Raw genomic sequence first — 22345 nt, 5'->3', positions numbered from 1 at the left:
TTTGTCTGACGACCATAGCGCTGTGGTCCCACCTGATCCCATGCCGAACTCAGAAGTGAAACGCAGTTGCGCCGATGGTAGTGTGGGAGTTCCCATGTGAGAGTAGGTCATCGTCAGACGCCAATTTAACGTTACCGTTCAAATAACGGTAATGATGCTGAAATGCATCAATCCAGCTTTGTCTGATGACAATAGCGCTGTGGTCCCACCTGATCCCATGCCGAACTCAGAAGTGAAACGCAGTTGCGCCGATGGTAGTGTGGGAGTTCCCATGTGAGAGTAGGTCATCATCAGACGCCAATTAAGAGAGAGCCCGTTGCGAATGCAACGGGCTTTTTCGTATGTGCCGATACCCAAAATCTCGAATGGTGGTTCTTAACCTCAGATAAGGTAAACAATCTGACACCATGCGCTCCAGATTTTGAAAGAGCGCGCCGCTGGCGCCCAGAAGTGAAACGCAGTTGCGCCGATGCTAGTGTGGCCAGTGCTGGAGAGAGTCCATGTGAGAGTAGGCCTCATCAACGGTCAATTGAAAAAGTCCGCTGTTAGCGCAATGGGCTTTTTTATGTTGAATCTGGACATTGAGGCGCTTCCTTCGCGAACGTCGCAATCGTTACTAGTCTTTCTCTACATCAGGCGCACAAATTTCACACACCTCCTCGATCTCTGGCATCGAGTTCTATACACTCTGCGTCCTTGATCTGTTCCACCCTTACCCTAGGAGCCTTTGTGTCTCTGGATATCCGCGAAAATAGCAGTTTAATGCCGTTTCACAGCTTTGGATTTGATTGCCGTGCTAAAGCGTTAGTTGAAGTACACAGTATTGAAGAGTTGAAACTGGCTTATTCGCATCCAAATTACCTCGCCACGCCCAAGGTGGTATTGGGTGGAGGCAGCAATACGGTATTCACTGAGTCTTTCGAGGGACTGGTGATCGTAAATCGCATCATGGGTAAGCAAGTGACCGAAACCGATTCGGCATGGACGATTCATGTTGGCTCAGGTGAGAATTGGCATGACTTGGTGATGTGGTCGTTGCAGCAGCAGATCTTTGGTTTGGAAAATCTGGCACTCATTCCAGGTACCGTTGGTGCAGCTCCGGTGCAAAACATCGGTGCCTATGGTGTTGAGTTTGGCACGGTATGTGACTACGTGGATGCATTATGTATCGCGACTGGCGAGGTTCGCAGGCTATCCCAGGATGCGTGTCAGTTTGCTTATCGTGATTCCATTTTTAAAGGCGAGCTTAAGGGGCGCGTTGTCATCGTTGGTGTCGGCATTAAGTTGAGCAAACAGTGGCGACCTAACCTTGGTTATGGCGCATTGGCTGAATTGGCGCAATTGAGTGAGCTAGATGCCGAGCAGGTTGCGGAGCATGTCATTAAGCAGCGGGATGCTAAATTACCCGATCCTGCGGTATTGGGTAATGCAGGTAGCTTCTTTAAAAACCCCGTAGTGCCGCAGTCGGTCGTCGATGCGTTAGAGGCGGAATTCGAAGTGGTACCCGTTTATCCTACTGGGGTTCAAGGGCAATCTAAACTGGCGGCTGGGTGGCTTATTGATAAGGCTGGCCTAAAAGGAAAGCGCTTTAATGGCGTAGGTGTTCACATCGATCAGGCGTTAGTGCTTGTCAATCATGGTGAAGGTACCGCGAGCGAGTTAGTTGAGCTGGCAGGCTTTATTGTGGCGGAAGTTAAACAACGTTTTGGTGTTACTCTTGAGCCTGAAGTACGCCTCTTGGACAACCAAGGTAACCTTTGCTGGAAGTCGTAATGACCAATCTGAATCGAAATTTATTGTCCTTGCTCGCCAATGGTGAGTTCCACTCTGGTTCTCAGCTAGCTGATGCGCTGGCATTGAGCCGTACAGCCATTAATAACCACATTAAGCAGCTTCAAGAGATGGGTGTGGATATTTACAGCGTCAAAGGCAAAGGGTATCGATTGGCCGCTCCCATGGACTTACTTGATAAGGATCTGATTGGTCCGATACCACGTGGAACTCTGTTTGTTTTAGAGGACGTTGATTCCACGAACGAATATCTCCTAAGCAAAATTGGTACGCTTGCTACGGGTGATTGTTGCTTGGCCGAATATCAGACTCAGGGACGAGGGCGTCGAGGTCGTCAATGGGTATCTCCTTATGGTAGTGCCATCTATCTGTCGATGTACTGGCAGTTAGGGAGCGGCATTGCCCAAACCGCGGGTATGAGTTTGGCCGTTGGAGTTGCGTTGGCTGAGGCGCTGGACAATTTGGGCCATCAACAGGTTTCATTGAAGTGGCCTAACGATCTTCTTATTGGTGGTCGAAAACTCGGTGGCATCTTGATAGAGATGCGTGGTCAATTTGGCGAGGCTGCGGATATGGTGATTGGCGTTGGCATTAATGTTCAATTGCCTGAGCAACAGAACATCGACCAACCTTGGATCAATCTAAATAGCCAGGGCGGCGTGGTTAACCGTAATGCTTTAGCATCTGAATTGATTAAGGTCCTTCAGGCGGCGTTATCTCAGTTTGAACATCAAGGGTTAACGCCGTTCTTGTCGCGCTGGGACCGATTCGATCGTTATCGTGGCAAAGAGGTTGCGTTAACCATGGGGGATAAGCAGGTGGTCGGTGTATGCGAAGGTATTGATGAGACGGGGGCGCTTAAGCTCAAAACCGACGTCGGCATTGAGCTCTATAATGGCGGTGAAGTCAGCTTGCGACCGGCGTAGATTATTGGCGTAGCCAAATTCGCCTTACTAGATGGTTTTCACCCTTGCAGAGAATCAGGTTGGCCCGCTCTCGAGTGGGAAGGATATTCTCTTCCAGATTCGGACCGTTAATTTCATCCCAAATTTTAGTGGCCGTCTTCTTTGCTTCACTTTCTGACAGCTGTGCGTAATGATGGAAGTAGCTGTTTGGATCGGTAAACGAACCTTTGCGGAAGCTCTCAAACCGTTCGATATACCAATGTTTCAGCAGTGGTGTGTCTGCATCCACATATAGTGAAAAATCCACAAAGTCAGATACGAATAGACGATTTCCCGGCTCGCGATAATCCACCGCGGTCTGCAGCACATTCAGCCCCTCTAGAATCAAGATGTCCGGCTTGTTGATTTTCTGCATCTCTGGCAGCCGATCGTAAGTCAGGTGAGAGTACACTGGTGCTTCTACGGTTTTATGACCGGCCTTAACGGCTTTTAGGAAGTCCAGCAACATCTGGCCGTCGTAGCTTTGTGGGAATCCCTTCTTTTGTAGCAGCTGCTTTTGTTTCAGTTCAGCTAGTGGGTAAAGAAAGCCATCGGTGGTGATAAGTTCCACTCTTGGGTGTTCAGGCCACCGCTGCAGTAGGGCTTGCAGAATACGAGACGTGGTGCTTTTGCCCACGGCTACCGAACCGGCTACGCTGATGATGTAGGGGCCTTTCTCAGGACGTTGGCCAAGAAAGTCTTCGACGACTCGGCCGCGGCGTTGATTGGTTTTTACATACAGATTGAGAAGACGGGATAACGGTAGATAGATCGCCTCTACCTCTTCCAAGGAGATATTTTCATTGATCCCTTTGAGCTTATTTAACTCCCCTTGGCTTAAGGGAAGTGGAACTGCGTCTCTTAGGGCGGACCAGTGATCTCGGCCAAATTCGAGATAGGCGCTACTTTGACCGGCGATGTTGTCTTGCATACTGACTCCTTGGGTAGGATCGCAAAACTACACTATCGACACAGAAAGGTACAGCACCCGCTTGTTTCCCTTAGATTTTGTTCGATGACGCGTCAGGGTGCGTGAAACTTGCTCAAATAAACGAAATTGACAGATTTTTTTTGAAAGAGGCTTGCGTTGCCTCGGGCAATTTCCTATTATGCGCTCCGCACAAAGCAATGCCGACTTAGCTCAGTAGGTAGAGCAACTGACTTGTAATCAGTAGGTCGCCAGTTCGATTCCGGCAGTCGGCACCATTTTTGTTTTGTAGCTGTGGAGGGGTTCCCGAGTGGCCAAAGGGATCAGACTGTAAATCTGACGGCTCCGCCTTCGAAGGTTCGAATCCTTCCCCCTCCACCATTATTCTCGGTTCGAGGTAGCCTAAGATAGTTTTAGCGGGCATCGTATAATGGCTATTACCTCAGCCTTCCAAGCTGATGATGCGGGTTCGATTCCCGCTGCCCGCTCCAAGAAATTTAGTGCTGATATAGCTCAGTTGGTAGAGCGCACCCTTGGTAAGGGTGAGGTCCCCAGTTCGAATCTGGGTATTAGCACCATTTCTTCCTCTCTTCACGCTGCCTCAATCCTTGTTTATACTCATACTCCTAGCGAGTATTACTACCGTCAAACGTGGAAAACCACCACCTTAGTTTGGATTGAGGCAAAATCATGTCTAAAGAAAAATTTGAACGTTCGAAACCGCACGTAAACGTTGGTACCATTGGCCACGTTGACCACGGTAAAACCACTCTGACCGCTGCAATCACCAACGTACTTGCAAAAGTATACGGTGGTGAAGCAAAAGACTTCGCTTCTATCGATAACGCTCCAGAAGAGCGTGAGCGTGGTATCACCATCTCTACCTCTCACGTAGAGTACGATACTCCTACCCGTCACTACGCCCACGTAGACTGCCCAGGACACGCTGATTACGTTAAAAACATGATCACCGGTGCTGCTCAGATGGACGGCGCGATTCTGGTAGTAGCTGCGACTGATGGCCCAATGCCACAGACTCGTGAGCACATCCTGCTGTCTCGTCAGGTAGGTGTACCTTTCATCATCGTATTCATGAACAAGTGTGACATGGTAGATGACGAAGAGCTGCTAGAGCTGGTAGAAATGGAAGTTCGTGAACTTCTGTCTGAGTACGAATTCCCAGGTGATGACCTGCCAGTAATTCAGGGTTCAGCTCTGAAAGCACTGGAAGGTGAAGAAGAGTGGGAGAAGAAGATTGTTGAGCTAGCTGAAGCACTGGATTCTTACATCCCAGAGCCAGAGCGTGCAATCGACGGTGACTTCATTCTGCCAATCGAAGACGTATTCTCAATCTCCGGTCGTGGTACCGTAGTTACCGGTCGTGTAGAGCGCGGTATCATCAAAGTAGGTGAAGAAGTAGAAATCGTTGGTATCCAAGAGACTGCCAAGACTACTTGTACCGGTGTTGAAATGTTCCGTAAGCTGCTTGACGAAGGTCGTGCAGGTGAGAACTGTGGTGTTCTTCTGCGTGGTACTAAGCGTGATGAAGTACAGCGTGGTCAAGTACTGGCTAAGCCTGGTTCAATCACTCCACACACCAAGTTTGAGTCTGAAGTATACGTACTGTCTAAAGATGAAGGCGGTCGTCACACTCCATTCTTCAAAGGCTACCGTCCACAGTTCTACTTCCGTACAACTGACGTAACCGGTACCATCGAGCTGCCAGAAGGCGTAGAGATGGTAATGCCTGGTGACAACATCAAGATGGTAGTAACTCTGATTGCTCCAATCGCTATGGACGAAGGTCTGCGCTTCGCAATCCGTGAAGGTGGCCGTACCGTAGGTGCTGGTGTTGTAGCTAAGATCGTAGAATAATTTCTACCTCTTGCTAAAAAGGGGCGCCTAGTGGCGCCCTTTTTGTATTTGTGTGGCTGTGCGGCTTGTAAGCAGTATTCATAAAGAATAGAATCTAGGGCTGCTTTTTTAACGGTGGTAGCTTGGGTGCGGTAGCTCACCCGCTGGTCGGCCTTTGGCACAGCTGTCATCGCAACAACAGGCTACGCAGAGTGGCTTGGCTAACAGGATTGTTGTAATGAGTACCAATATTGAAAATCAAGGCGGCGCTATGGACTCCCTGAAATGGGGTGTGGTTGTGCTGGTTTTACTGGCTGCCGTGGTAGGTAACTACTATTTTGATACTGTGTCTGTTCTTGTTCGTGCCATTGGTGTGGTAGTGGCTATTGCTGCTGCACTGGGTATTGCTGCAACAACAGTTAAAGGTAAGAACGCTTGGGAATTTGCTCAAGAGTCTCGCCTCGAAGTACGCAAGGTTGTATGGCCAACTCGCCAAGAAACCATGCAGACTACGCTGATTGTGTTCGTTGTAACTGCAATCTTGGCGTTGTTCCTATGGGGTCTGGACGCAGTCTTGGTTCGTCTGGTCAGCTTTATCACTGGGGTTTAATTCATGTCTGAAGAACAAAACATGCGCTGGTATGTTGTGCAAGCTTTCTCTGGCTTCGAAGGTCGTGTGGCCAAGACGCTGAAAGAGCACATTAAGATGCACAGTATGGAAGACCTGTTCGGTGAGGTTTTGGTGCCTACCGAAGAAGTGGTTGAAATGCGTGCTGGTCAACGCCGTAAGAGTGAGCGCAAGTTCTTCCCTGGCTACGTGTTGGTACAGATGGTGATGAACGATGCATCGTGGCACCTGGTACGTAACACCCCTCGCGTAATGGGCTTTATTGGCGGTACTTCTGATCGTCCTGCACCGATTACCGAGAAAGAGGCTAACGCTATCTTGAACCGTCTACAGGAGTCTACTGAGTCTCCGCGCCCACGTACTCTGTTTGAGCCGGGTGAAGTGGTTCGCGTTAACGACGGTCCATTTGCTGACTTCAACGGTACCGTTGAAGAGGTGGACTACGAGAAGAGCCGCGTGAAAGTGTCGGTTCTGATCTTTGGTCGTTCTACTCCGGTTGAACTGGAGTTTTCTCAGGTTGAGAAGTCCTGAGTATAAAATCAGCAAAAAACATTTGTTGAGGGGCAGAAGATTTGTATATAATCCGCTGCCCCTTTTTCACGGGGAGTCAGTAGCCCTGACGCTCGAACCCAAATGAGGTATTAATAATGGCTAAGAAAGTTACAGCTTATATCAAGCTGCAAGTAGCAGCTGGTTCTGCTAACCCGTCACCACCAGTTGGTCCAGCTCTGGGTCAGCACGGTGTAAACATCATGGAATTCTGTAAGGCATTCAACGCTCGTACTGAGAAAGTTGAAAAAGGTCTGCCGATCCCTGTTGTTATCACTGTATACGCAGATCGTTCCTTCACCTTCGTAACCAAGACTCCACCAGCTGCAGTTCTGCTGCTGAAAGCTGCTGGTCTTAAGTCTGGTTCTGGCCGTCCTAACACTGAGAAAGTAGGTAAAGTTACCGACGCTCAGCTGCAAGAGATCGCCGAGACTAAGGCTGCTGACATGACTGGTGCCGACATTGAAGCTATGAAGCGTTCAATTGCTGGTACTGCTCGTTCCATGGGCCTGGTAGTTGAGGGATAAGACGATGGCTAAACTGTCTAAGCGCATGCGCGTAATCCGCGAAAAAGTTGACGCGACTCGTGAGTACGAAATCAACGAAGCCGTTGCTCTTCTGAAAGAACTGGCTACTGCCAAGTTCGTTGAGAGCGTTGACGTTGCTGTAAACCTGGGCGTAGACCCACGTAAATCTGACCAAAACGTTCGCGGTGCAACTGTACTGCCACACGGTACTGGTCGTGAAGTACGTGTTGCTGTGTTCACCCAAGGCGCTAACGCCGAAGCGGCTAAAGAAGCCGGTGCTGACCTAGTTGGCATGGATGAGCTAGCTGCTCAGGTTAAGAAAGGCGAAATGAACTTCGACGTAGTTGTTGCTTCTCCGGATGCAATGCGCGTTGTTGGTCAACTGGGTCAGATCCTTGGTCCACGTGGCCTGATGCCTAACCCTAAGACTGGTACTGTTACTCCTAACGTTGCTGAAGCGGTTAAGAACGCTAAAGCAGGTCAGGTTCGCTACCGTACCGACAAGAACGGCATCATCCACACCACTATCGGTAAGGTATCTTTCGAAGCTGACCAGCTGAAAGAAAACCTGGAAAGCCTGCTGATCGCTCTGAAGAAGGCTAAGCCTGCTTCTGCTAAAGGTCAGTACATCCAGAAGGTAGCTATCTCTACCACTATGGGTGCCGGCGTTGCCGTAGACCAAGCGACTCTGGAAACTCAGACCGCTTAAGTTTACAGGGTGGCGGGTTATCTGTATAATTCGCCGCCTTAAAGGTCGAAGCTGGTTTACCAGCTTTCGTCCGAGACCGTAGGTGCCGCAAGGCTTAATCCCCTACGTAGACGGTGTAATTAGGACCTGAGAAGATTTTTAATCTTCTGGAACCTTACCCACCGTTATCGCTCCCCAGTAATGGGGTTGTTAATTTCTAGGTGTTAAAACCTAGGTGGAATCCAGGAGTAAAAGCCAATGGCATTAGGACTCGAAGACAAGAAAGCAATTGTCGCTGAGGTCAACGAAGCTGCCAAAGGTGCTCTGTCTGCTGTAGTTGCCGATTCTCGCGGCGTTACTGTAGGCAGCATGACTGCTCTGCGTAAAGAAGCTCGTGAAGCTGGTGTAACTATGCGCGTTGTGCGTAACACCCTAGCTAAGCGTGCTGTTGAAGGTACTGCTTACGAGTGCCTGACCGACGCATTCAGTGGTCCAACTCTGATCGCTTTCTCTAATGAGCACCCAGGTGCTGCGGCTCGTCTGTTCAAAGACTTTGCTAAGCAAGAAGAAGCGTTCGAAGTTAAAGCACTAGCTTACGAAGGCGAACTGATCCCTGCGGATCAAATTGACCGTTTGGCCAAGCTGCCAACTTACGACGAAGCAATTGCACAGCTGATGATGACCATGAAGGAAGCATCTGCTGGCAAGCTGGTACGTACTCTGGCTGCTCTGCGCGCCCAAAAAGAAGAGCAAGCTGCCTAATTCGGCTCGCTGCTTAAACTTTTTTAAACTAATTTTTTAGGATTGTTAGTAATGTCTATCACTAAAGACCAAATCATCGAAGCCGTAGCTGAAATGTCCGTAATGGACGTTGTTGAGCTGATCGAAGCTATGGAAGAAAAATTCGGCGTTTCTGCTGCTGCTGCTGTTGTAGCTGGTGGCGCTGGCGCTGGCGAAGCTGCTGAAGAGCAAACTGAATTCGACGTAATGCTGACCGGTGCTGGTTCCAACAAAGTTGGTGCTATTAAAGCCGTTCGTGGCGCAACTGGCCTGGGCCTGAAAGAAGCCAAAGCTATGGTTGAATCTGCTCCAGTAGCAGTTAAAGAAGCTGTTTCTAAAGAAGAAGCAGAAGGTCTGAAAGCTCAACTGGAAGAAGCCGGTTGTTCTGTTGAGATCAAGTAAGCTATCCTATAGTTTACTAGCCTAAGCTTCGGCTTAGGTAAGGCTGGTGATTTTTTAATCACCGGCCTTTTTGCGCTATAAAAAGCGCTGACAAACTTCCCACCGTTTGTCGCCGATCATAGGATCGCGGACCTAACAGAGATTATTGGTTGGGTTCTTGCACCCCGAGAGTGGCGTGTTGCAAGTCGAGTGGGCACAGATGGGTCACCAAGAAGCAGAGGAACCAAATGGTTTACTCCGATTTTCAGAAAAAACGCATCCGCAAAGACTTTGGTAAGCGTCCTAAAGTATTGGACATCCCTTACCTGCTGTCGATCCAGTTGGACTCGTTCCAAAACTTCCTGGAGCAAGATGTAGATGGCGAGCGTGGATTGGAAGCTGCATTCCGCAGTGTTTTCCCAATCAAGAGCTTCTCCGGCTACTCTGAGCTGCAGTACGTAAGCTACAAACTGGGCGAGCCAGTCTTTGACGTTAAAGAGTGTCAAATTCGCGGCATCACTTATTCCGCACCATTGCGCGTAAAACTACGCCTTGTTCTGATGGACAAAGAAAACGGCGGCGCCGTTAAAGACATCAAAGAGCAAGAAGTGTACATGGGTGACATCCCGCTGATGACCGAGAACGGCACCTTTGTCGTTAACGGTACTGAGCGTGTAATCGTTTCCCAGTTGCACCGTAGCCCAGGTGTGTTCTTCGACCACGACCGTGGTAAGACTCACTCCTCAGGTAAAGTGCTCTACAACGCGCGTGTAATCCCTTACCGTGGTTCCTGGCTGGACTTCGAGTTCGATCCAAAGGACAACCTGTTTGTTCGTATCGACCGTCGTCGTAAGCTGCCTGCCACCATCATGCTTCGCGCGCTGGGTTACAGCACCGAAGAGATGCTGGATATGTTCTTCGAAAAGATTGAGTTTGCAATCAAGAAGGACAAGCTGGTAATGGCCCTTATCCCAGAACGCCTGCGCGGTGAAACCGCCGTGTTTGACATCAAAGATGTCAACGGTGACGTTCTGGTAGAAACCGGTCGCCGCGTTACTGCTCGCCACATCCGTGCTATGGATAAAGCTGGTCAGACTGAGCTGGAAGTTCCAGTTGAGTATCTGGTAGGCAAAGTGGTTGATAAGCAGTACATCGATGAGAGCACCGGTGAAGTTCTGGTTGAAGCCAACCAAGAGCTGACCCTGGAAGACGTAGCGAAGCTGTCCCAGTCTGGTATCAAAGCGTTCAACGTTCTGTACACCAACGAACTGGATCACGGCGCCTACATCTCCACCACGCTGAATGTGGATTCCTCTCAAGAGCGTATGGAAGCTCTGGTTGAGATCTACCGCATGATGCGCCCTGGTGAGCCACCAACGCGTGAAGCTGCCGAAGCGCTGTTCGAGAATCTATTCTTCTCTGAAGAGCGTTACGATCTGTCTACCGTAGGTCGTATGAAGTTTAACCGTCGCCTGGGCCGTCAAGAGTCCACAGGTGCCGGCATCCTAGATAAAGAAGATATCGTTGCAGTAATGCAGAAGATCATCGAGATCCGTAACGGTCTGGATGAAGTTGACGATATCGATCACCTGGGTAACCGTCGTATCCGTTCTGTTGGCGAAATGGCCGAGAACCAATTCCGTGTTGGTTTGGTGCGTGTTGAGCGTGCAGTACGTGAGCGTCTGTCTCTGGGTGATCTGGACAGCCTGATGCCTCAGGACCTGATCAACGCCAAGCCAATTTCGGCGGCGGTGAAAGAGTTCTTCGGTTCCTCTCAGCTGTCCCAGTTTATGGACCAGAACAACCCACTGTCAGAAGTGACCCACAAGCGTCGTATCTCCGCTTTGGGCCCTGGTGGTTTGACTCGTGAGCGTGCGGGCTTCGAAGTTCGAGACGTACACCCAACTCACTACGGTCGTCTGTGTCCAATTGAGACCCCTGAAGGTCCAAACATTGGTTTGATCAACTCTTTGGCAAGCTACTCTCGTACCAACGAGTACGGCTTCCTGGAAACTCCTTACCGTCGCGTTGTTGATGGTGTGGCCACCGAAGAGATCGATTACCTGTCTGCAATCGAAGAAGGTAACTTCGTGATTGCACAGGCGAACGCCACTCTGGATGAAGATGGTCGTCTGCCAACTGACGAGCTGATTGCTAGCCGTCACAAAGGCGAACCAGGCTTCATGAGCGCTGACCAGATCCAGTACATGGACATCTCCCCGCAGCAGATCGTATCTGTGGCGGCATCCTTGATTCCATTCCTGGAGCACGATGATGCTAACCGCGCCTTGATGGGTGCGAACATGCAACGTCAGGCCGTTCCTACCCTGAAGGCGGATAAGCCTCTGGTTGGTACCGGCATGGAGCGCAATGTAGCCGTTGACTCCGGTGTAACCGCCGTAGCTAAGCGTGGTGGTGTGGTTGATTACGTGGATGCGTCTCGCATCGTGATCAAGGTTAACGAAGATGAGCTGGTACCAGGCGAAGCCGGTATCGACATCTACAACCTGACCAAGTACACCCGTTCTAACCAAAACACCTGCATCAACCAGCGTCCTATCTGTAACGTTGGTGAGCCGGTAACCCGTGGTGACGTACTGGCTGATGGCCCGTCTACCGATCTGGGTGACTTGGCACTGGGTCAGAACCTACGCGTAGCGTTCATGACCTGGAACGGTTACAACTTTGAGGATTCCATCCTGCTGTCCGAGCGTGTGGTTCAGGAAGATCGCCTGACTACCATCCACATTCAGGAACTGTCCTGTATTGCTCGTGATACCAAGCTGGGCTCCGAAGAGATCACTGCTGATATTCCTAACGTAGGTGAGTCCGCGCTGTCCAAGTTGGACGAGTCCGGCATCGTTTACGTTGGTGCTGAGATGAAGCCTGGCGACATTCTGGTAGGTAAGGTTACTCCGAAAGGCGAAACCCAGCTGACTCCAGAAGAGAAGCTATTGCGTGCCATCTTCGGTGAGAAAGCGTCTGACGTGAAAGACTCTTCTCTGCGTGTACCTAACTCTGTGTACGGTACCGTTATCGACGTTCAGGTATTTACCCGTGACGGCGTTGAGAAAGACAAGCGTGCCATCGAAATCGAAGAGATGCAGCTGAAAGAAGCCAAGAAGGATCTGACCGAAGAGTTCAGCATTCTGGAAAATGGCGTCTTTGATCGTGCTCGCACTCTGCTGTTGGCTTCCGGCATGTCCGAAGCTCAGCTGGACAAGATGGATCGTGCTAAGTGGCTGGAACTGCCGCTGGATGACGAAGCTAACCAAACCGCTCTGGAGCAGTTGGCTGAACAGCACGAAGAGCTGCGCGCTGAGTTCGACAAGAAGTTCGAAATCAAGCGTCGCAAGATCACTCAAGGCGATGACCTGGCACCTGGCGTTCTGAAGATCGTTAAGGTTTACCTGGCCGTTAAACGTCGCATCCAGCCTGGTGATAAGATGGCGGGTCGTCACGGTAACAAGGGTGTAATCTCCACCATTGTTCCTGTAGAAGACATGCCACACGATGAAACCGGTACTCCGGTGGACATCGTTCTGAACCCGCTGGGTGTACCGTCGCGTATGAACATCGGTCAGATTCTGGAAGTTCACTTAGGTGCTGCGGCACGTGGCGTTGGTACTCAAATCACCGCCATGCTGGAGCAGCAGAAGGCCGTAGCGGAACTGCGTGACTACATGCAGCAAGCTTACGATCTGGGCGAAACTCAACAGCAAGTTGATCTGAGCACTTGGACCGACGCAGAAGTTCTGCGTATGGCGAAGAACATGCAGGGTGGTATGCCAATCGCGACCCCTGTGTTCGACGGTGCCAAAGAGTCTGAAGTTAAGGAACTGCTGACCCTAGCCGGTCTGCCTGATTCCGGCCAGATCACTCTGTTTGACGGTCGTACCGGTGATTCCTTCGAGCGTCCTGTAACCGTGGGTTACATGTACATGCTGAAGCTGAACCACTTGGTTGATGACAAGATGCACGCTCGTTCTACCGGTTCTTACAGCCTAGTAACTCAGCAGCCGCTGGGTGGTAAGGCTCAGTTCGGTGGTCAGCGATTCGGTGAGATGGAAGTGTGGGCACTGGAAGCATACGGTGCTGCATACACCCTGCAGGAGATGTTGACTGTGAAGTCGGATGACGTAAACGGTCGTACCCAGATGTATAAGAACATCGTTGACGGTAACCACTCCATGACGCCGGGCATGCCAGAGTCTTTCAACGTATTGCTGAAAGAGATCCGCTCACTGGGTATCAACATCGAGTTGGACCAGGAATAAGCATCCGCATCGCGGAACTTAAGCGTGTCCCGCCTGCGGGCGGGGCACCGAAGTTAAACCTCCACTAGGAGACGAATGTGAAAGACTTACTCCAGTTTCTGAAGAAGCAGAACAAGTCTGAAGAGTTTAACGGTATCAAGATCGGTCTGGCGTCCCCAGACATGATCCGTTCTTGGTCTTTCGGTGAAGTTAAGAAGCCGGAAACCATCAACTACCGTACCTTCAAGCCTGAGCGTGATGGCCTGTTCTGTGCACGTATCTTCGGTCCTGTAAAAGACTATGAGTGTTTGTGCGGTAAGTACAAGCGCCTGAAGCACCGTGGTGTTATTTGTGAAAAGTGTGGCGTTGAAGTAACCCAAACCAAAGTACGTCGTGAGCGTATGGGTCACATCGAACTGGCGAGCCCAGTTGCCCACATTTGGTTCTTGAAGTCACTGCCTTCTCGTATCGGCTTGCTGCTGGATATGACTCTGCGTGACATCGAGCGCGTGCTGTACTTCGAAAGCTACGTAGTGATCGAAACCGGCATGACTTCTCTTGAAAAAGGTCAGATGCTGACCGAAGAGGAGTACCTGGATGCACTGGAAGAGCACGGTGATGAGTTTGACGCACGCATGGGTGCTGAAGCGGTTCTAGAACTGCTGCGCGCCATCGATCTTGAAGCTGAGATCAACGAAATGCGTGAAGAGTTGCCTCAAACCAACTCTGAGACTAAGCGTAAGAAGCTGACTAAGCGTCTGAAGCTGATGGAAGCGTTCCACCAGTCTGGCAACAAGCCAGAGTGGATGATTCTGGCTGTACTGCCAGTTCTGCCACCGGATCTGCGCCCACTGGTACCTCTAGACGGCGGCCGTTTCGCGACTTCGGATCTGAATGATCTGTACCGTCGTGTGATTAACCGTAACAACCGTCTGAAGCGTCTGTTGGATCTGGCTGCGCCAGACATCATCGTACGTAACGAAAAGCGTATGCTGCAGGAATCTGTGGATGCGCTGCTGGACAACGGTCGTCGTGGCCGCGCCATTACCGGTTCTAACAAGCGTCCTCTGAAATCTTTGGCTGACATGATCAAAGGTAAGCAGGGTCGTTTCCGTCAGAACTTGCTGGGTAAGCGTGTTGACTACTCCGGTCGTTCGGTAATTACCGTAGGTCCTACTCTGCGTCTGCATCAGTGCGGTCTGCCTAAGAAGATGGCTCTGGAACTGTTCAAGCCATTCATCTACGGCAAGCTGGAAGGTCGTGGCCTGGCCACCACCATCAAAGCAGCTAAGAAGATGGTAGAGCGTGAAGTACCTGAGGTATGGGACGTTCTTGACGAAGTGATTCGTGAGCACCCTGTACTGCTGAACCGTGCACCGACTCTGCACCGTTTGGGTATTCAGGCGTTTGAGCCAGTACTGATTGAAGGTAAAGCGATTCAACTGCACCCTCTTGTGTGTGCGGCCTATAACGCTGACTTCGATGGTGACCAGATGGCGGTACACGTACCGTTGACTCTGGAAGCTCAGCTTGAAGCTCGTGCCCTGATGATGTCTACCAACAACATCCTGTCGCCAGCTTCCGGTGATCCTATCATCGTACCGTCTCAGGACGTGGTACTGGGTCTGTACTACATGACCCGTGAAAAGATCAACGACAAGGGTGAAGGCATGGCGTTCGCTTCTGTAGAAGAAGCCGAAAAAGCCTACCGCACCAAGACCGCTAACCTGCACGCTCGCGTAAAAGTTCGTCTGAACGACTCTTACAAGAACGAAGCTGGTGAGATCGTAGAAGAGACCAAAGTTGTCGACACCACGGTGGGTCGTGCCATCCTGTCTATGATTCTGCCGAAGGGTATGTCCTTCGACCACGTCAACAAAGACATGGGCAAGAAGCAGATCTCTGGCGTGCTGAACAGCTGCTACCGTATTCTGGGCCTGAAGCCAACCGTCATCTTTGCTGACCAACTGATGTACACCGGTTTCCACTACGCGACTCTGTCCGGTACCTCTGTGGGTATTAACGACATGGTTGTGCCAGAAGCCAAGAAGACCATCATTGAGTCTGCCGAAGAAGAAGTTACTGAAATTCAGGAACAGTTCCAAGCAGGTCTGGTAACCGCAGGTGAGCGATACAACAAAGTTATCGATATCTGGGCCAGCGCCAACGAGAAAGTCTCTAAGGCGATGATGGAGAACCTGAAGACCGAAACCGTTATCAACCGTGATGGCGAAGAGGAAGAGCAGGGCTCCTTCAACAGCATCTACATGATGGCCGACTCCGGTGCTCGTGGTAGTGCAGCACAGATTCGTCAGCTAGCTGGTATGCGTGGCCTGATGGCTAAGCCAGATGGCTCCATTATCGAAACCCCAATTAAAGTGAACTTTAAAGAGGGTCTGTCGGTAGCGGATTACTTTATCTCCTCTCACGGTGCTCGTAAGGGTCTGGCCGATACGGCATTGAAGACTGCGAACTCCGGTTACCTGACCCGTCGTCTGGTAGACGTAGCTCAGGATCTGGTGATCATCGAGAGCGATTGTGGTAGCGAAGAAGGTCTGACTGTTAAGCCGCTAATTGAAGGTGGTGACGTAGTTGAGCCGCTGCGCGAACGTGTTCTGGGCCGCGTGGTTGCGAAGGACGTAATCAAGCCAGGTACCGAAGACGAAGTGCTGCTGCCTCGTAACACTCTGCTTGACGAGAAGATGTGTGACATCCTTGAAGAGCACTCTGTGGATGAAGTACTGGTTCGCTCTGTTATTACCTGTGAAACCGACTTTGGTGTTTGTGCCAACTGTTACGGTCGCGATCTGGCCCGTGGCCACATCGTAGGTAAGGGTGAAGCGATTGGTGTTGTTGCAGCACAGTCCATTGGTGAGCCGGGAACCCAGCTGACCATGCGTACCTTCCACATTGGTGGTGCGGCATCTCGTGCGTCTGCAGAAAACAACGTTCAAGTTAAGAACGCAGGCAGCCTGAAACTGCACAACGCTAAGTTCGTAACCAACAACGAAGGTAAGATTGTAATTACCTCTCGTTCTACCGAGCTGGCCATCATCGATGAGCTGGGTCGTGAGAAAGAGCGTTACAAACTGCCATACGGTGCGGTACTTGAGAAAGGTGAAGACGATGCGGTTGCTGCTGGCGACATCATCGCGAATTGGGATCCGCACACGCACCCAATCATCACCGAAGTACAGGGTGTGATTAAGTTCGTTGACATGATCGACGGCGTAACCATGAAGCGCGAAACCGATGAGCTGACCGGCTTGTCCAGCATCGTGGTTCTGGACCCTAACCAGCGTACCAGCGCCGGTAAAGAGATGCGTCCAGCGATCAAACTGCTTGATAGCAACGGCAACGACATCTTGATCCCTGGCACCGAAGTTCCAGCTCAGTACTTCCTGTCTGGTAACGCGATTGTTGGTATCGATGATGGCGCCGTGGTGAACGTGGGTGACGCGCTGGCGCGTATTCCACAAGAGTCCGGCGGTACGAAAGATATTACCGGTGGTCTGCCACGAGTGGCCGACCTATTCGAAGCCCGTAAGCCTAAAGAGCCTGCGATTCTGGCTGAAATCACTGGTACCATCTCCTTCGGTAAAGAGACCAAAGGTAAGCGTCGTCTGGTAATCACTCCTCATGATGGCGCTAAGCCTTACGAAGAGATGATTCCTAAGTGGCGTAACCTGAACGTGTTTGAAGGTGAGAAGGTTGAGCGCGGCGAAGTGATCGCTGACGGCCCAGAGGCTCCGCATGACATTCTGCGTCTGCGTGGCATCCGTGCTGTTGCCAACTACATCGTTAACGAAGTTCAGGAAGTTTACCGTCTGCAGGGCGTGAAGATTAACGATAAGCACATCGAGGTGATCATTCGCCAGATGCTGCGTAAGTGCATCATCTCCAGCGCTGGTGACTCTGATCTGTTGGCAGGCGAGCAAGCCGAAGTAGCACGCGTTAATATCATTAACCGTAACCTGATTGCCGAAGGCAAACAGCCTGCTACTTACGAGCTCGAGTTGTTGGGTATCACCAAGGCTTCCTTGGCGACCGAATCCTTCATCTCTGCGGCATCGTTCCAGGAAACCACCCGCGTACTGACCGAAGCGGCAGTAAGTGGCAAGCAGGACGATCTGCGTGGTCTGAAAGAGAACGTTATCGTGGGTCGCCTGATCCCTGCGGGTACCGGTTACGCGTACCACGAGCAGCGTAATGCCAAAGAGGAGCCTGTGGCTCCGGTTGTGACGGCTTCTGAAGCCGAGCAGAACTTGGCTGACCTGCTTAACGCAGCTGACGACTAAGCCTCTGAGCTAAAAACAAAAAGGGGCGCTACGGCGCCCCTTTCTTTTTCCCTTTACTCAGATTGTACAGCAACAAGGAGGATCGCCCGTTGATCGAAATGATCGATTACGATTGGCTAATTCTTGACACCTGTGCGGCAGGTGCTAAAATTCCGCGTCCCCTTTGTTGGGGGTCGATTTTTCGCACCTGAAAATGAGTAGTAATTCATCTATTGGAGTAATCAATGGCTACTGTTAACCAGTTGGTACGCAAGCCTCGCCAATCGAAAGTCGTTAAGACTAACGTTCCGGCCCTGGAAGCGTGTCCACAAAAGCGTGGTGTATGTACTCGTGTGTACACCACTACCCCTAAAAAGCCGAACTCAGCACTGCGTAAAGTATGCCGTGTTCGCCTGACCAACGGTTTTGAAGTGACTTCCTACATTGGTGGTGAAGGTCACAACCTGCAAGAGCACTCCGTTGTTCTTATCCGTGGTGGTCGTGTTAAAGATTTGCCAGGTGTGCGTTATCACACCGTTCGTGGCGCACTAGACACCGCTGGCGTGAGCGATCGTCGTCAAGGTCGTTCTAAGTACGGTGCTAAGCGTCCTAAGTCTTAATGGTTCTCCGTTAAGTAAGGCCAAACTTTTTTAAATTTGTTATCCAGTTTTGGATTAACCTGAAGATATTCGGAGAAATACCATGCCAAGACGTCGCGTCGTAGGTCAACGTAAAATCCTGCCTGATCCTAAGTTCGGATCAGAGCTGCTAGCTAAATTCGTAAACGTGGTAATGCTGGACGGTAAGAAGTCTACCGCTGAGCGTATCGTATACGGTGCTCTGGAAGCTGCTGCTGCCAAGTCCGGTAAAGACCACATCGAAATGTTTGAAACTGCACTGGAGAACATCCGCCCAGCAGTCGAGGTTAAATCTCGTCGTGTAGGTGGTTCAACCTATCAGGTGCCGGTTGAAGTTCGTCCAGTTCGTCGTAACACCCTGGCCATGCGCTGGTTGGTGGAAGCTGCTCGTAAGCGTGGCGAAAAATCGATGGCTCTGCGTATGGCAGGTGAACTGCTAGACGCTGCCGAAAACAAAGGTTCTGCGGTTAAGAAGCGTGAAGACGTTCACCGTATGGCCGAAGCCAACAAGGCGTTTGCCCACTACCGTTGGTAAGCTGGCTGGCGCAGTGCTTTATGCACTGCGCCTGTTTTGCATTTTCCCTCGGGCGTAGCCTGAGGTAAGAGGAAGAGATCGTGGCTCGTACTACTCCACTTGAGCGCTACCGTAACATTGGTATCTGTGCTCACGTAGACGCTGGCAAAACCACCACAACTGAGCGCGTACTGTTCTACACCGGTCTTTCTCATAAGATTGGTGAAGTACACGATGGCGCCGCCACTATGGATTGGATGGAGCAGGAGCAGGAGCGTGGTATTACCATTACCTCTGCGGCTACCACCACCTTCTGGCGCGGCATGGAAGGCCAATTCCCTGAGCACCGCGTAAACATCATCGACACCCCTGGACACGTAGACTTTACCATTGAGGTAGAGCGCTCTTTGCGTGTGCTTGACGGTGCCGTGGTTGTTTTCTGTGGCGCTTCTGGCGTTGAGCCTCAGTCTGAGACCGTATGGCGTCAGGCTGACAAGTACAGCGTTCCTCGCATGGTATTCGTCAATAAGATGGACCGTGCTGGTGCCGACTTTGAACGCGTAATCGACCAGATTCGCAACCGCTTGGGTGCGACCTGTGTGCCAATTCAATTGAACATTGGCGCGGAAGATGAGTTCAAAGGCGTTATTGATCTGATCAAGATGAAAGCCATCAACTGGAATGAAGAAGACCAGGGGATGACCTTCACTTACGATGAGATCCCAGCTGAACTCGCTGATCAAGCGGCTGAGTGGCGTGAGTACTTAGTTGAATCTGCTGCTGAGGCTTCTGATGAGCTGATGGACAAGTACCTTGAAGAAGGTGAACTGTCCGAGCAGGAGATCAAACAAGCGCTACGCATTCGTACCCTGAACAATGAGATCGTCCTTGCGACCTGTGGTTCTGCATTTAAGAACAAAGGCGTGCAAGCGGTGTTGGATGCCGTAATCGAGTATCTGCCTGCGCCGATTGACGTTCCAGCCATTAAGGGTGTGGATGAGCGTGACAACGAAGTTGAGCGCCATTCTGATGACAATGAACCGTTCGCGGCATTGGCATTTAAGATTGCGACCGACCCATTTGTTGGCACCTTGACCTTCTTCCGAGTTTACTCTGGCGTAGTGAACACTGGTGACACCGTTTACAACTCTGTCAAAGAGAAACGTGAACGCTTCGGTCGAATTGTGCAGATGCACTCTAACGACCGTAAAGAACTGAAAGAAGTTCGTGCCGGTGACATCGCTGCTGCCATCGGTCTGAAAGAAGTGACTACAGGTGACACCCTGTGCGACATGAACCACAAAGTGATTCTTGAGCGCATGGAGTTTCCTGAGCCAGTGATTCAGATCGCGGTGGAGCCTCGTACCAAGGCCGACCAAGAGAAGATGGGTATCGCCCTAGGCAAATTGGCTGCTGAAGATCCATCGTTCCGCGTGGAAACCGATGAAGAATCTGGCCAAACCCTGATCTCCGGCATGGGTGAGCTGCACCTAGATATTATCGTTGACCGAATGAAACGTGAGTTCAGCGTTGATTGTAACGTTGGTAAGCCTCAGGTTGCCTACCGTGAAACCATCCGCTCTGCGGTGGAAGTGGAAGGTAAGTTTGTTCGTCAGTCTGGTGGCCGTGGTCAATACGGACACGTTTGGCTTAAAATGGAGCCAAAAGAAGCTGGCGAAGGCTTTGAATTCGTTAACGAAATCGTTGGTGGTGTCATTCCTCGTGAATACATCCCTGCGGTTGAAAAAGGCTGTAAAGAGCAGATGGACGCAGGTGTCCTTGCCGGCTACCCAATGCTGGACGTTAAGGTCACTCTGTTTGATGGTTCGTTCCACGATGTTGACTCCAACGAAATGGCGTTTAAGATTGCGGGGTCTATGGGCTTTAGAAAAGGTGCCATGGAAGCGAATCCGGTTCTGCTCGAGCCGATGATGAAGGTTGAGGTTACCACTCCAGAAGACTGGATGGGTGACGTCGTCGGTGACGTTAACCGTCGCCGCGGTATGATCGACGGTATGGATGATGGCCCAGCGGGTCTTAAGATCATCCGCGCTAAGGTACCACTGGCTGAAATGTTTGGCTATGCTACCGATCTGCGTTCAGCTACCCAAGGTCGCGCTTCCTACTCTATGGAATTCCTAGAGTATAACGAAGCACCGCAAAACGTAGCTCAAGCTGTAATCGATGGCCGTATTGGCTAATTTCACTTCGACTCGAATCAATAAGGGTTCGAGTCCTTTGAACATTGAAAGGAACACGACGTGTCTAAAGAAAAATTTGAACGTTCGAAACCGCACGTAAACGTTGGTACCATTGGCCACGTTGACCACGGTAAAACCACTCTGACCGCTGCAATCACCAACGTACTTGCAAAAGTATACGGTGGTGAAGCAAAAGACTTCGCTTCTATCGATAACGCTCCAGAAGAGCGTGAGCGTGGTATCACCATCTCTACCTCTCACGTAGAGTACGATACTCCTACCCGTCACTACGCCCACGTAGACTGCCCAGGACACGCTGATTACGTTAAAAACATGATCACCGGTGCTGCTCAGATGGACGGCGCGATTCTGGTAGTAGCTGCGACTGATGGCCCAATGCCACAGACTCGTGAGCACATCCTGCTGTCTCGTCAGGTAGGCGTACCTTTCATCATCGTATTCATGAACAAGTGCGACATGGTAGATGACGAAGAGCTGCTAGAGCTGGTAGAAATGGAAGTTCGTGAACTTCTGTCTGAGTACGAATTCCCAGGTGATGACCTGCCAGTAATTCAGGGTTCAGCTCTGAAAGCACTGGAAGGTGAAGAAGAGTGGGAGAAGAAGATTGTTGAGCTAGCTGAAGCACTGGATTCTTACATCCCAGAGCCAGAGCGTGCAATCGACGGTGACTTCATTCTGCCAATCGAAGACGTATTCTCCATCTCCGGCCGTGGTACTGTAGTTACCGGTCGTGTAGAGCGCGGTATCATCAAAGTAGGTGAAGAAGTAGAAATCGTTGGTATCCAAGAGACTGCCAAGACTACTTGTACCGGTGTTGAAATGTTCCGTAAGCTGCTTGACGAAGGTCGTGCAGGTGAGAACTGTGGTGTTCTTCTGCGTGGTACTAAGCGTGATGAAGTACAGCGTGGTCAAGTACTGGCTAAGCCTGGTTCAATCACTCCACACACCAAGTTTGAGTCTGAAGTATACGTACTGTCTAAAGATGAAGGCGGTCGTCACACTCCATTCTTCAAAGGCTACCGTCCACAGTTCTACTTCCGTACAACTGACGTAACCGGTACCATCGAGCTGCCAGAAGGCGTAGAGATGGTAATGCCTGGTGACAACATCAAGATGGTAGTAACTCTGATTGCTCCAATCGCTATGGACGAAGGTCTGCGCTTCGCAATCCGTGAAGGTGGCCGTACCGTAGGTGCTGGTGTTGTAGCTAAGATCGTAGAATAATTTCTACCTCTTGCTAAAAAAGGGTGCCATTTGGCGCCCTTTTTTTGTATCCTACGCCGCACAAATTTGGGCAGCTAAGCTTGTCGTCATTAAAGCGGCAGAAAAGCTTGCAATGCCACAACGGATGGGTATAATTCATCCGGC

Annotated in this window: 16 protein-coding genes, 4 tRNA genes and 2 rRNA genes; 21 read left to right on the top strand and 1 reads right to left on the bottom strand. The window is 50.8% G+C overall.

From position 1 onward, the window contains the following. Window positions 1-4: 4 nt before the first annotated feature. The 4 genes from rrf (FCL42_RS20835) to birA all read left to right on the top strand — a co-directional run bounded on the left by rrf (FCL42_RS20835) (window position 5) and on the right by birA (window position 2717). Window positions 5-119 (top strand): 5S ribosomal RNA (rrf, locus tag FCL42_RS20835). Window positions 120-181: 62 nt separating this feature from the next. Continuing rightward, a 5S ribosomal RNA gene (rrf, locus tag FCL42_RS20830) occupies window positions 182-296 on the top strand. Window positions 297-729: 433 nt separating this feature from the next. After that, window positions 730-1773 carry a UDP-N-acetylmuramate dehydrogenase gene (gene murB / locus FCL42_RS20825; RefSeq protein ID WP_229359923.1) on the top strand — a complete coding sequence of 348 codons (1044 nt, stop codon included), beginning with the start codon at window positions 730-732 and terminating at the stop codon, window positions 1771-1773. After that, window positions 1773-2717 carry a bifunctional biotin--[acetyl-CoA-carboxylase] ligase/biotin operon repressor BirA gene (gene birA / locus FCL42_RS20820; RefSeq protein ID WP_136865351.1) on the top strand — a complete coding sequence of 315 codons (945 nt, stop codon included), beginning with the start codon at window positions 1773-1775 and terminating at the stop codon, window positions 2715-2717. The genes murB and birA overlap by 1 nt, the downstream gene beginning before the upstream one ends. A gap of 1 nt (window position 2718) precedes the next feature. Here the strand turns inward: birA and coaA are convergent, their stop codons facing one another. Beyond that, the gene (gene coaA, locus FCL42_RS20815; RefSeq protein ID WP_136865350.1) at window positions 2719-3666 is read right to left on the bottom strand and encodes a type I pantothenate kinase; all 948 of its coding nucleotides are present in this window, start codon (window positions 3664-3666) and stop codon (window positions 2719-2721) included. Between the two features lie 199 nt (window positions 3667-3865). On the opposite strand from coaA, the gene FCL42_RS20810 reads away from it, so the two are divergent. The 17 genes from FCL42_RS20810 (at window position 3866) to tuf (FCL42_RS20730) (ending at window position 22201) form a co-directional block, all read left to right on the top strand. After that, a tRNA-Thr gene (locus FCL42_RS20810) sits at window positions 3866-3941 on the top strand. An 18-nt stretch (window positions 3942-3959) separates the two neighbouring features. Then, window positions 3960-4044 (top strand) — tRNA-Tyr (locus tag FCL42_RS20805). Window positions 4045-4079: 35 nt separating this feature from the next. Further along, window positions 4080-4154: transfer RNA gene (locus tag FCL42_RS20800), tRNA-Gly, on the top strand. Between the two features lie 11 nt (window positions 4155-4165). Beyond that, a tRNA-Thr gene (locus tag FCL42_RS20795) sits at window positions 4166-4241 on the top strand. A gap of 112 nt (window positions 4242-4353) precedes the next feature. Then, complete coding sequence (tuf, locus tag FCL42_RS20790; RefSeq protein ID WP_136865339.1) at window positions 4354-5538, top strand: elongation factor Tu; 1185 nt, start codon at window positions 4354-4356, stop codon at window positions 5536-5538. Between the two features lie 217 nt (window positions 5539-5755). Continuing rightward, entirely contained in the window at window positions 5756-6127 is a 372-nt protein-coding gene (secE, locus tag FCL42_RS20785; protein ID WP_136865349.1) for a preprotein translocase subunit SecE, read from the top strand. A gap of 3 nt (window positions 6128-6130) precedes the next feature. Continuing rightward, complete coding sequence (gene nusG, locus FCL42_RS20780) at window positions 6131-6676, top strand: transcription termination/antitermination protein NusG (RefSeq protein ID WP_136865348.1); 546 nt, start codon at window positions 6131-6133, stop codon at window positions 6674-6676. Between the two features lie 116 nt (window positions 6677-6792). Beyond that, window positions 6793-7221 carry a 50S ribosomal protein L11 gene (gene rplK / locus FCL42_RS20775; protein ID WP_136865347.1) on the top strand — a complete coding sequence of 143 codons (429 nt, stop codon included), beginning with the start codon at window positions 6793-6795 and terminating at the stop codon, window positions 7219-7221. Between the two features lie 4 nt (window positions 7222-7225). Then, complete coding sequence (rplA, locus tag FCL42_RS20770) at window positions 7226-7930, top strand: 50S ribosomal protein L1 (RefSeq protein WP_136865346.1); 705 nt, start codon at window positions 7226-7228, stop codon at window positions 7928-7930. A 237-nt stretch (window positions 7931-8167) separates the two neighbouring features. Beyond that, window positions 8168-8671, top strand: coding sequence for a 50S ribosomal protein L10 (gene rplJ, locus FCL42_RS20765; RefSeq protein ID WP_136865345.1), 504 nt, complete (start codon window positions 8168-8170; stop codon window positions 8669-8671). 51 nt (window positions 8672-8722) lie between these two features. Further along, window positions 8723-9091, top strand: coding sequence for a 50S ribosomal protein L7/L12 (gene rplL / locus FCL42_RS20760; protein ID WP_136865344.1), 369 nt, complete (start codon window positions 8723-8725; stop codon window positions 9089-9091). Window positions 9092-9318: 227 nt separating this feature from the next. Continuing rightward, on the top strand, window positions 9319-13347 hold the full coding sequence (gene rpoB / locus FCL42_RS20755) for a DNA-directed RNA polymerase subunit beta (protein ID WP_136865343.1): 4029 nt from the start codon (window positions 9319-9321) through the stop codon (window positions 13345-13347). A gap of 77 nt (window positions 13348-13424) precedes the next feature. Further along, window positions 13425-17624, top strand: a complete 4200-nt coding sequence (rpoC, locus tag FCL42_RS20750; protein WP_136865342.1) for a DNA-directed RNA polymerase subunit beta' — start codon at window positions 13425-13427, stop codon at window positions 17622-17624. Between the two features lie 224 nt (window positions 17625-17848). Next, window positions 17849-18223, top strand: coding sequence for a 30S ribosomal protein S12 (gene rpsL / locus FCL42_RS20745; RefSeq protein WP_028110710.1), 375 nt, complete (start codon window positions 17849-17851; stop codon window positions 18221-18223). 82 nt (window positions 18224-18305) lie between these two features. Continuing rightward, the gene (rpsG, locus tag FCL42_RS20740; protein WP_136865341.1) at window positions 18306-18776 is read left to right on the top strand and encodes a 30S ribosomal protein S7; all 471 of its coding nucleotides are present in this window, start codon (window positions 18306-18308) and stop codon (window positions 18774-18776) included. 80 nt (window positions 18777-18856) lie between these two features. After that, complete coding sequence (fusA, locus tag FCL42_RS20735; protein ID WP_136865340.1) at window positions 18857-20956, top strand: elongation factor G; 2100 nt, start codon at window positions 18857-18859, stop codon at window positions 20954-20956. Window positions 20957-21016: 60 nt separating this feature from the next. After that, window positions 21017-22201 (top strand): elongation factor Tu, encoded by a 1185-nt coding sequence (gene tuf / locus FCL42_RS20730; RefSeq protein ID WP_136865339.1) that lies wholly within the window; start codon window positions 21017-21019, stop codon window positions 22199-22201. Window positions 22202-22345: the final 144 nt, after the last annotated feature.

Source organism: Ferrimonas aestuarii, assembly GCF_005116665.1.
In the GTDB taxonomy this organism is placed as follows: Bacteria; Pseudomonadota; Gammaproteobacteria; order Enterobacterales; family Shewanellaceae; genus Ferrimonas; species Ferrimonas aestuarii.
The sequence above is the reverse complement of the archived record's forward strand: the minus strand, read 5'-3'. Positions and strand labels throughout refer to the sequence as shown.

What these genes read in the sequence shown, in the direction of transcription:
- rplL (WP_136865344.1), top strand. Translation starts at nt 8,723, where the DNA reads ATGTCTATCACTAAAGACCAAATCATCGAAGCCGTAGCTGAAATGTCC.
- rplK (WP_136865347.1), top strand. Translation starts at nt 6,793, where the DNA reads ATGGCTAAGAAAGTTACAGCTTATATCAAGCTGCAAGTAGCAGCTGGT.
- rpsL (WP_028110710.1), top strand. Translation starts at nt 17,849, where the DNA reads ATGGCTACTGTTAACCAGTTGGTACGCAAGCCTCGCCAATCGAAAGTC.
- tuf (WP_136865339.1), top strand. Translation starts at nt 4,354, where the DNA reads ATGTCTAAAGAAAAATTTGAACGTTCGAAACCGCACGTAAACGTTGGT.
- nusG (WP_136865348.1), top strand. Translation starts at nt 6,131, where the DNA reads ATGTCTGAAGAACAAAACATGCGCTGGTATGTTGTGCAAGCTTTCTCT.
- secE (WP_136865349.1), top strand. Translation starts at nt 5,756, where the DNA reads ATGAGTACCAATATTGAAAATCAAGGCGGCGCTATGGACTCCCTGAAA.
- birA (WP_136865351.1), top strand. Translation starts at nt 1,773, where the DNA reads ATGACCAATCTGAATCGAAATTTATTGTCCTTGCTCGCCAATGGTGAG.
- coaA (WP_136865350.1), bottom strand. Translation starts at nt 3,666, where the DNA reads ATGCAAGACAACATCGCCGGTCAAAGTAGCGCCTATCTCGAATTTGGC.
- rplA (WP_136865346.1), top strand. Translation starts at nt 7,226, where the DNA reads ATGGCTAAACTGTCTAAGCGCATGCGCGTAATCCGCGAAAAAGTTGAC.
- rplJ (WP_136865345.1), top strand. Translation starts at nt 8,168, where the DNA reads ATGGCATTAGGACTCGAAGACAAGAAAGCAATTGTCGCTGAGGTCAAC.
- rpsG (WP_136865341.1), top strand. Translation starts at nt 18,306, where the DNA reads ATGCCAAGACGTCGCGTCGTAGGTCAACGTAAAATCCTGCCTGATCCT.
- rpoB (WP_136865343.1), top strand. Translation starts at nt 9,319, where the DNA reads ATGGTTTACTCCGATTTTCAGAAAAAACGCATCCGCAAAGACTTTGGT.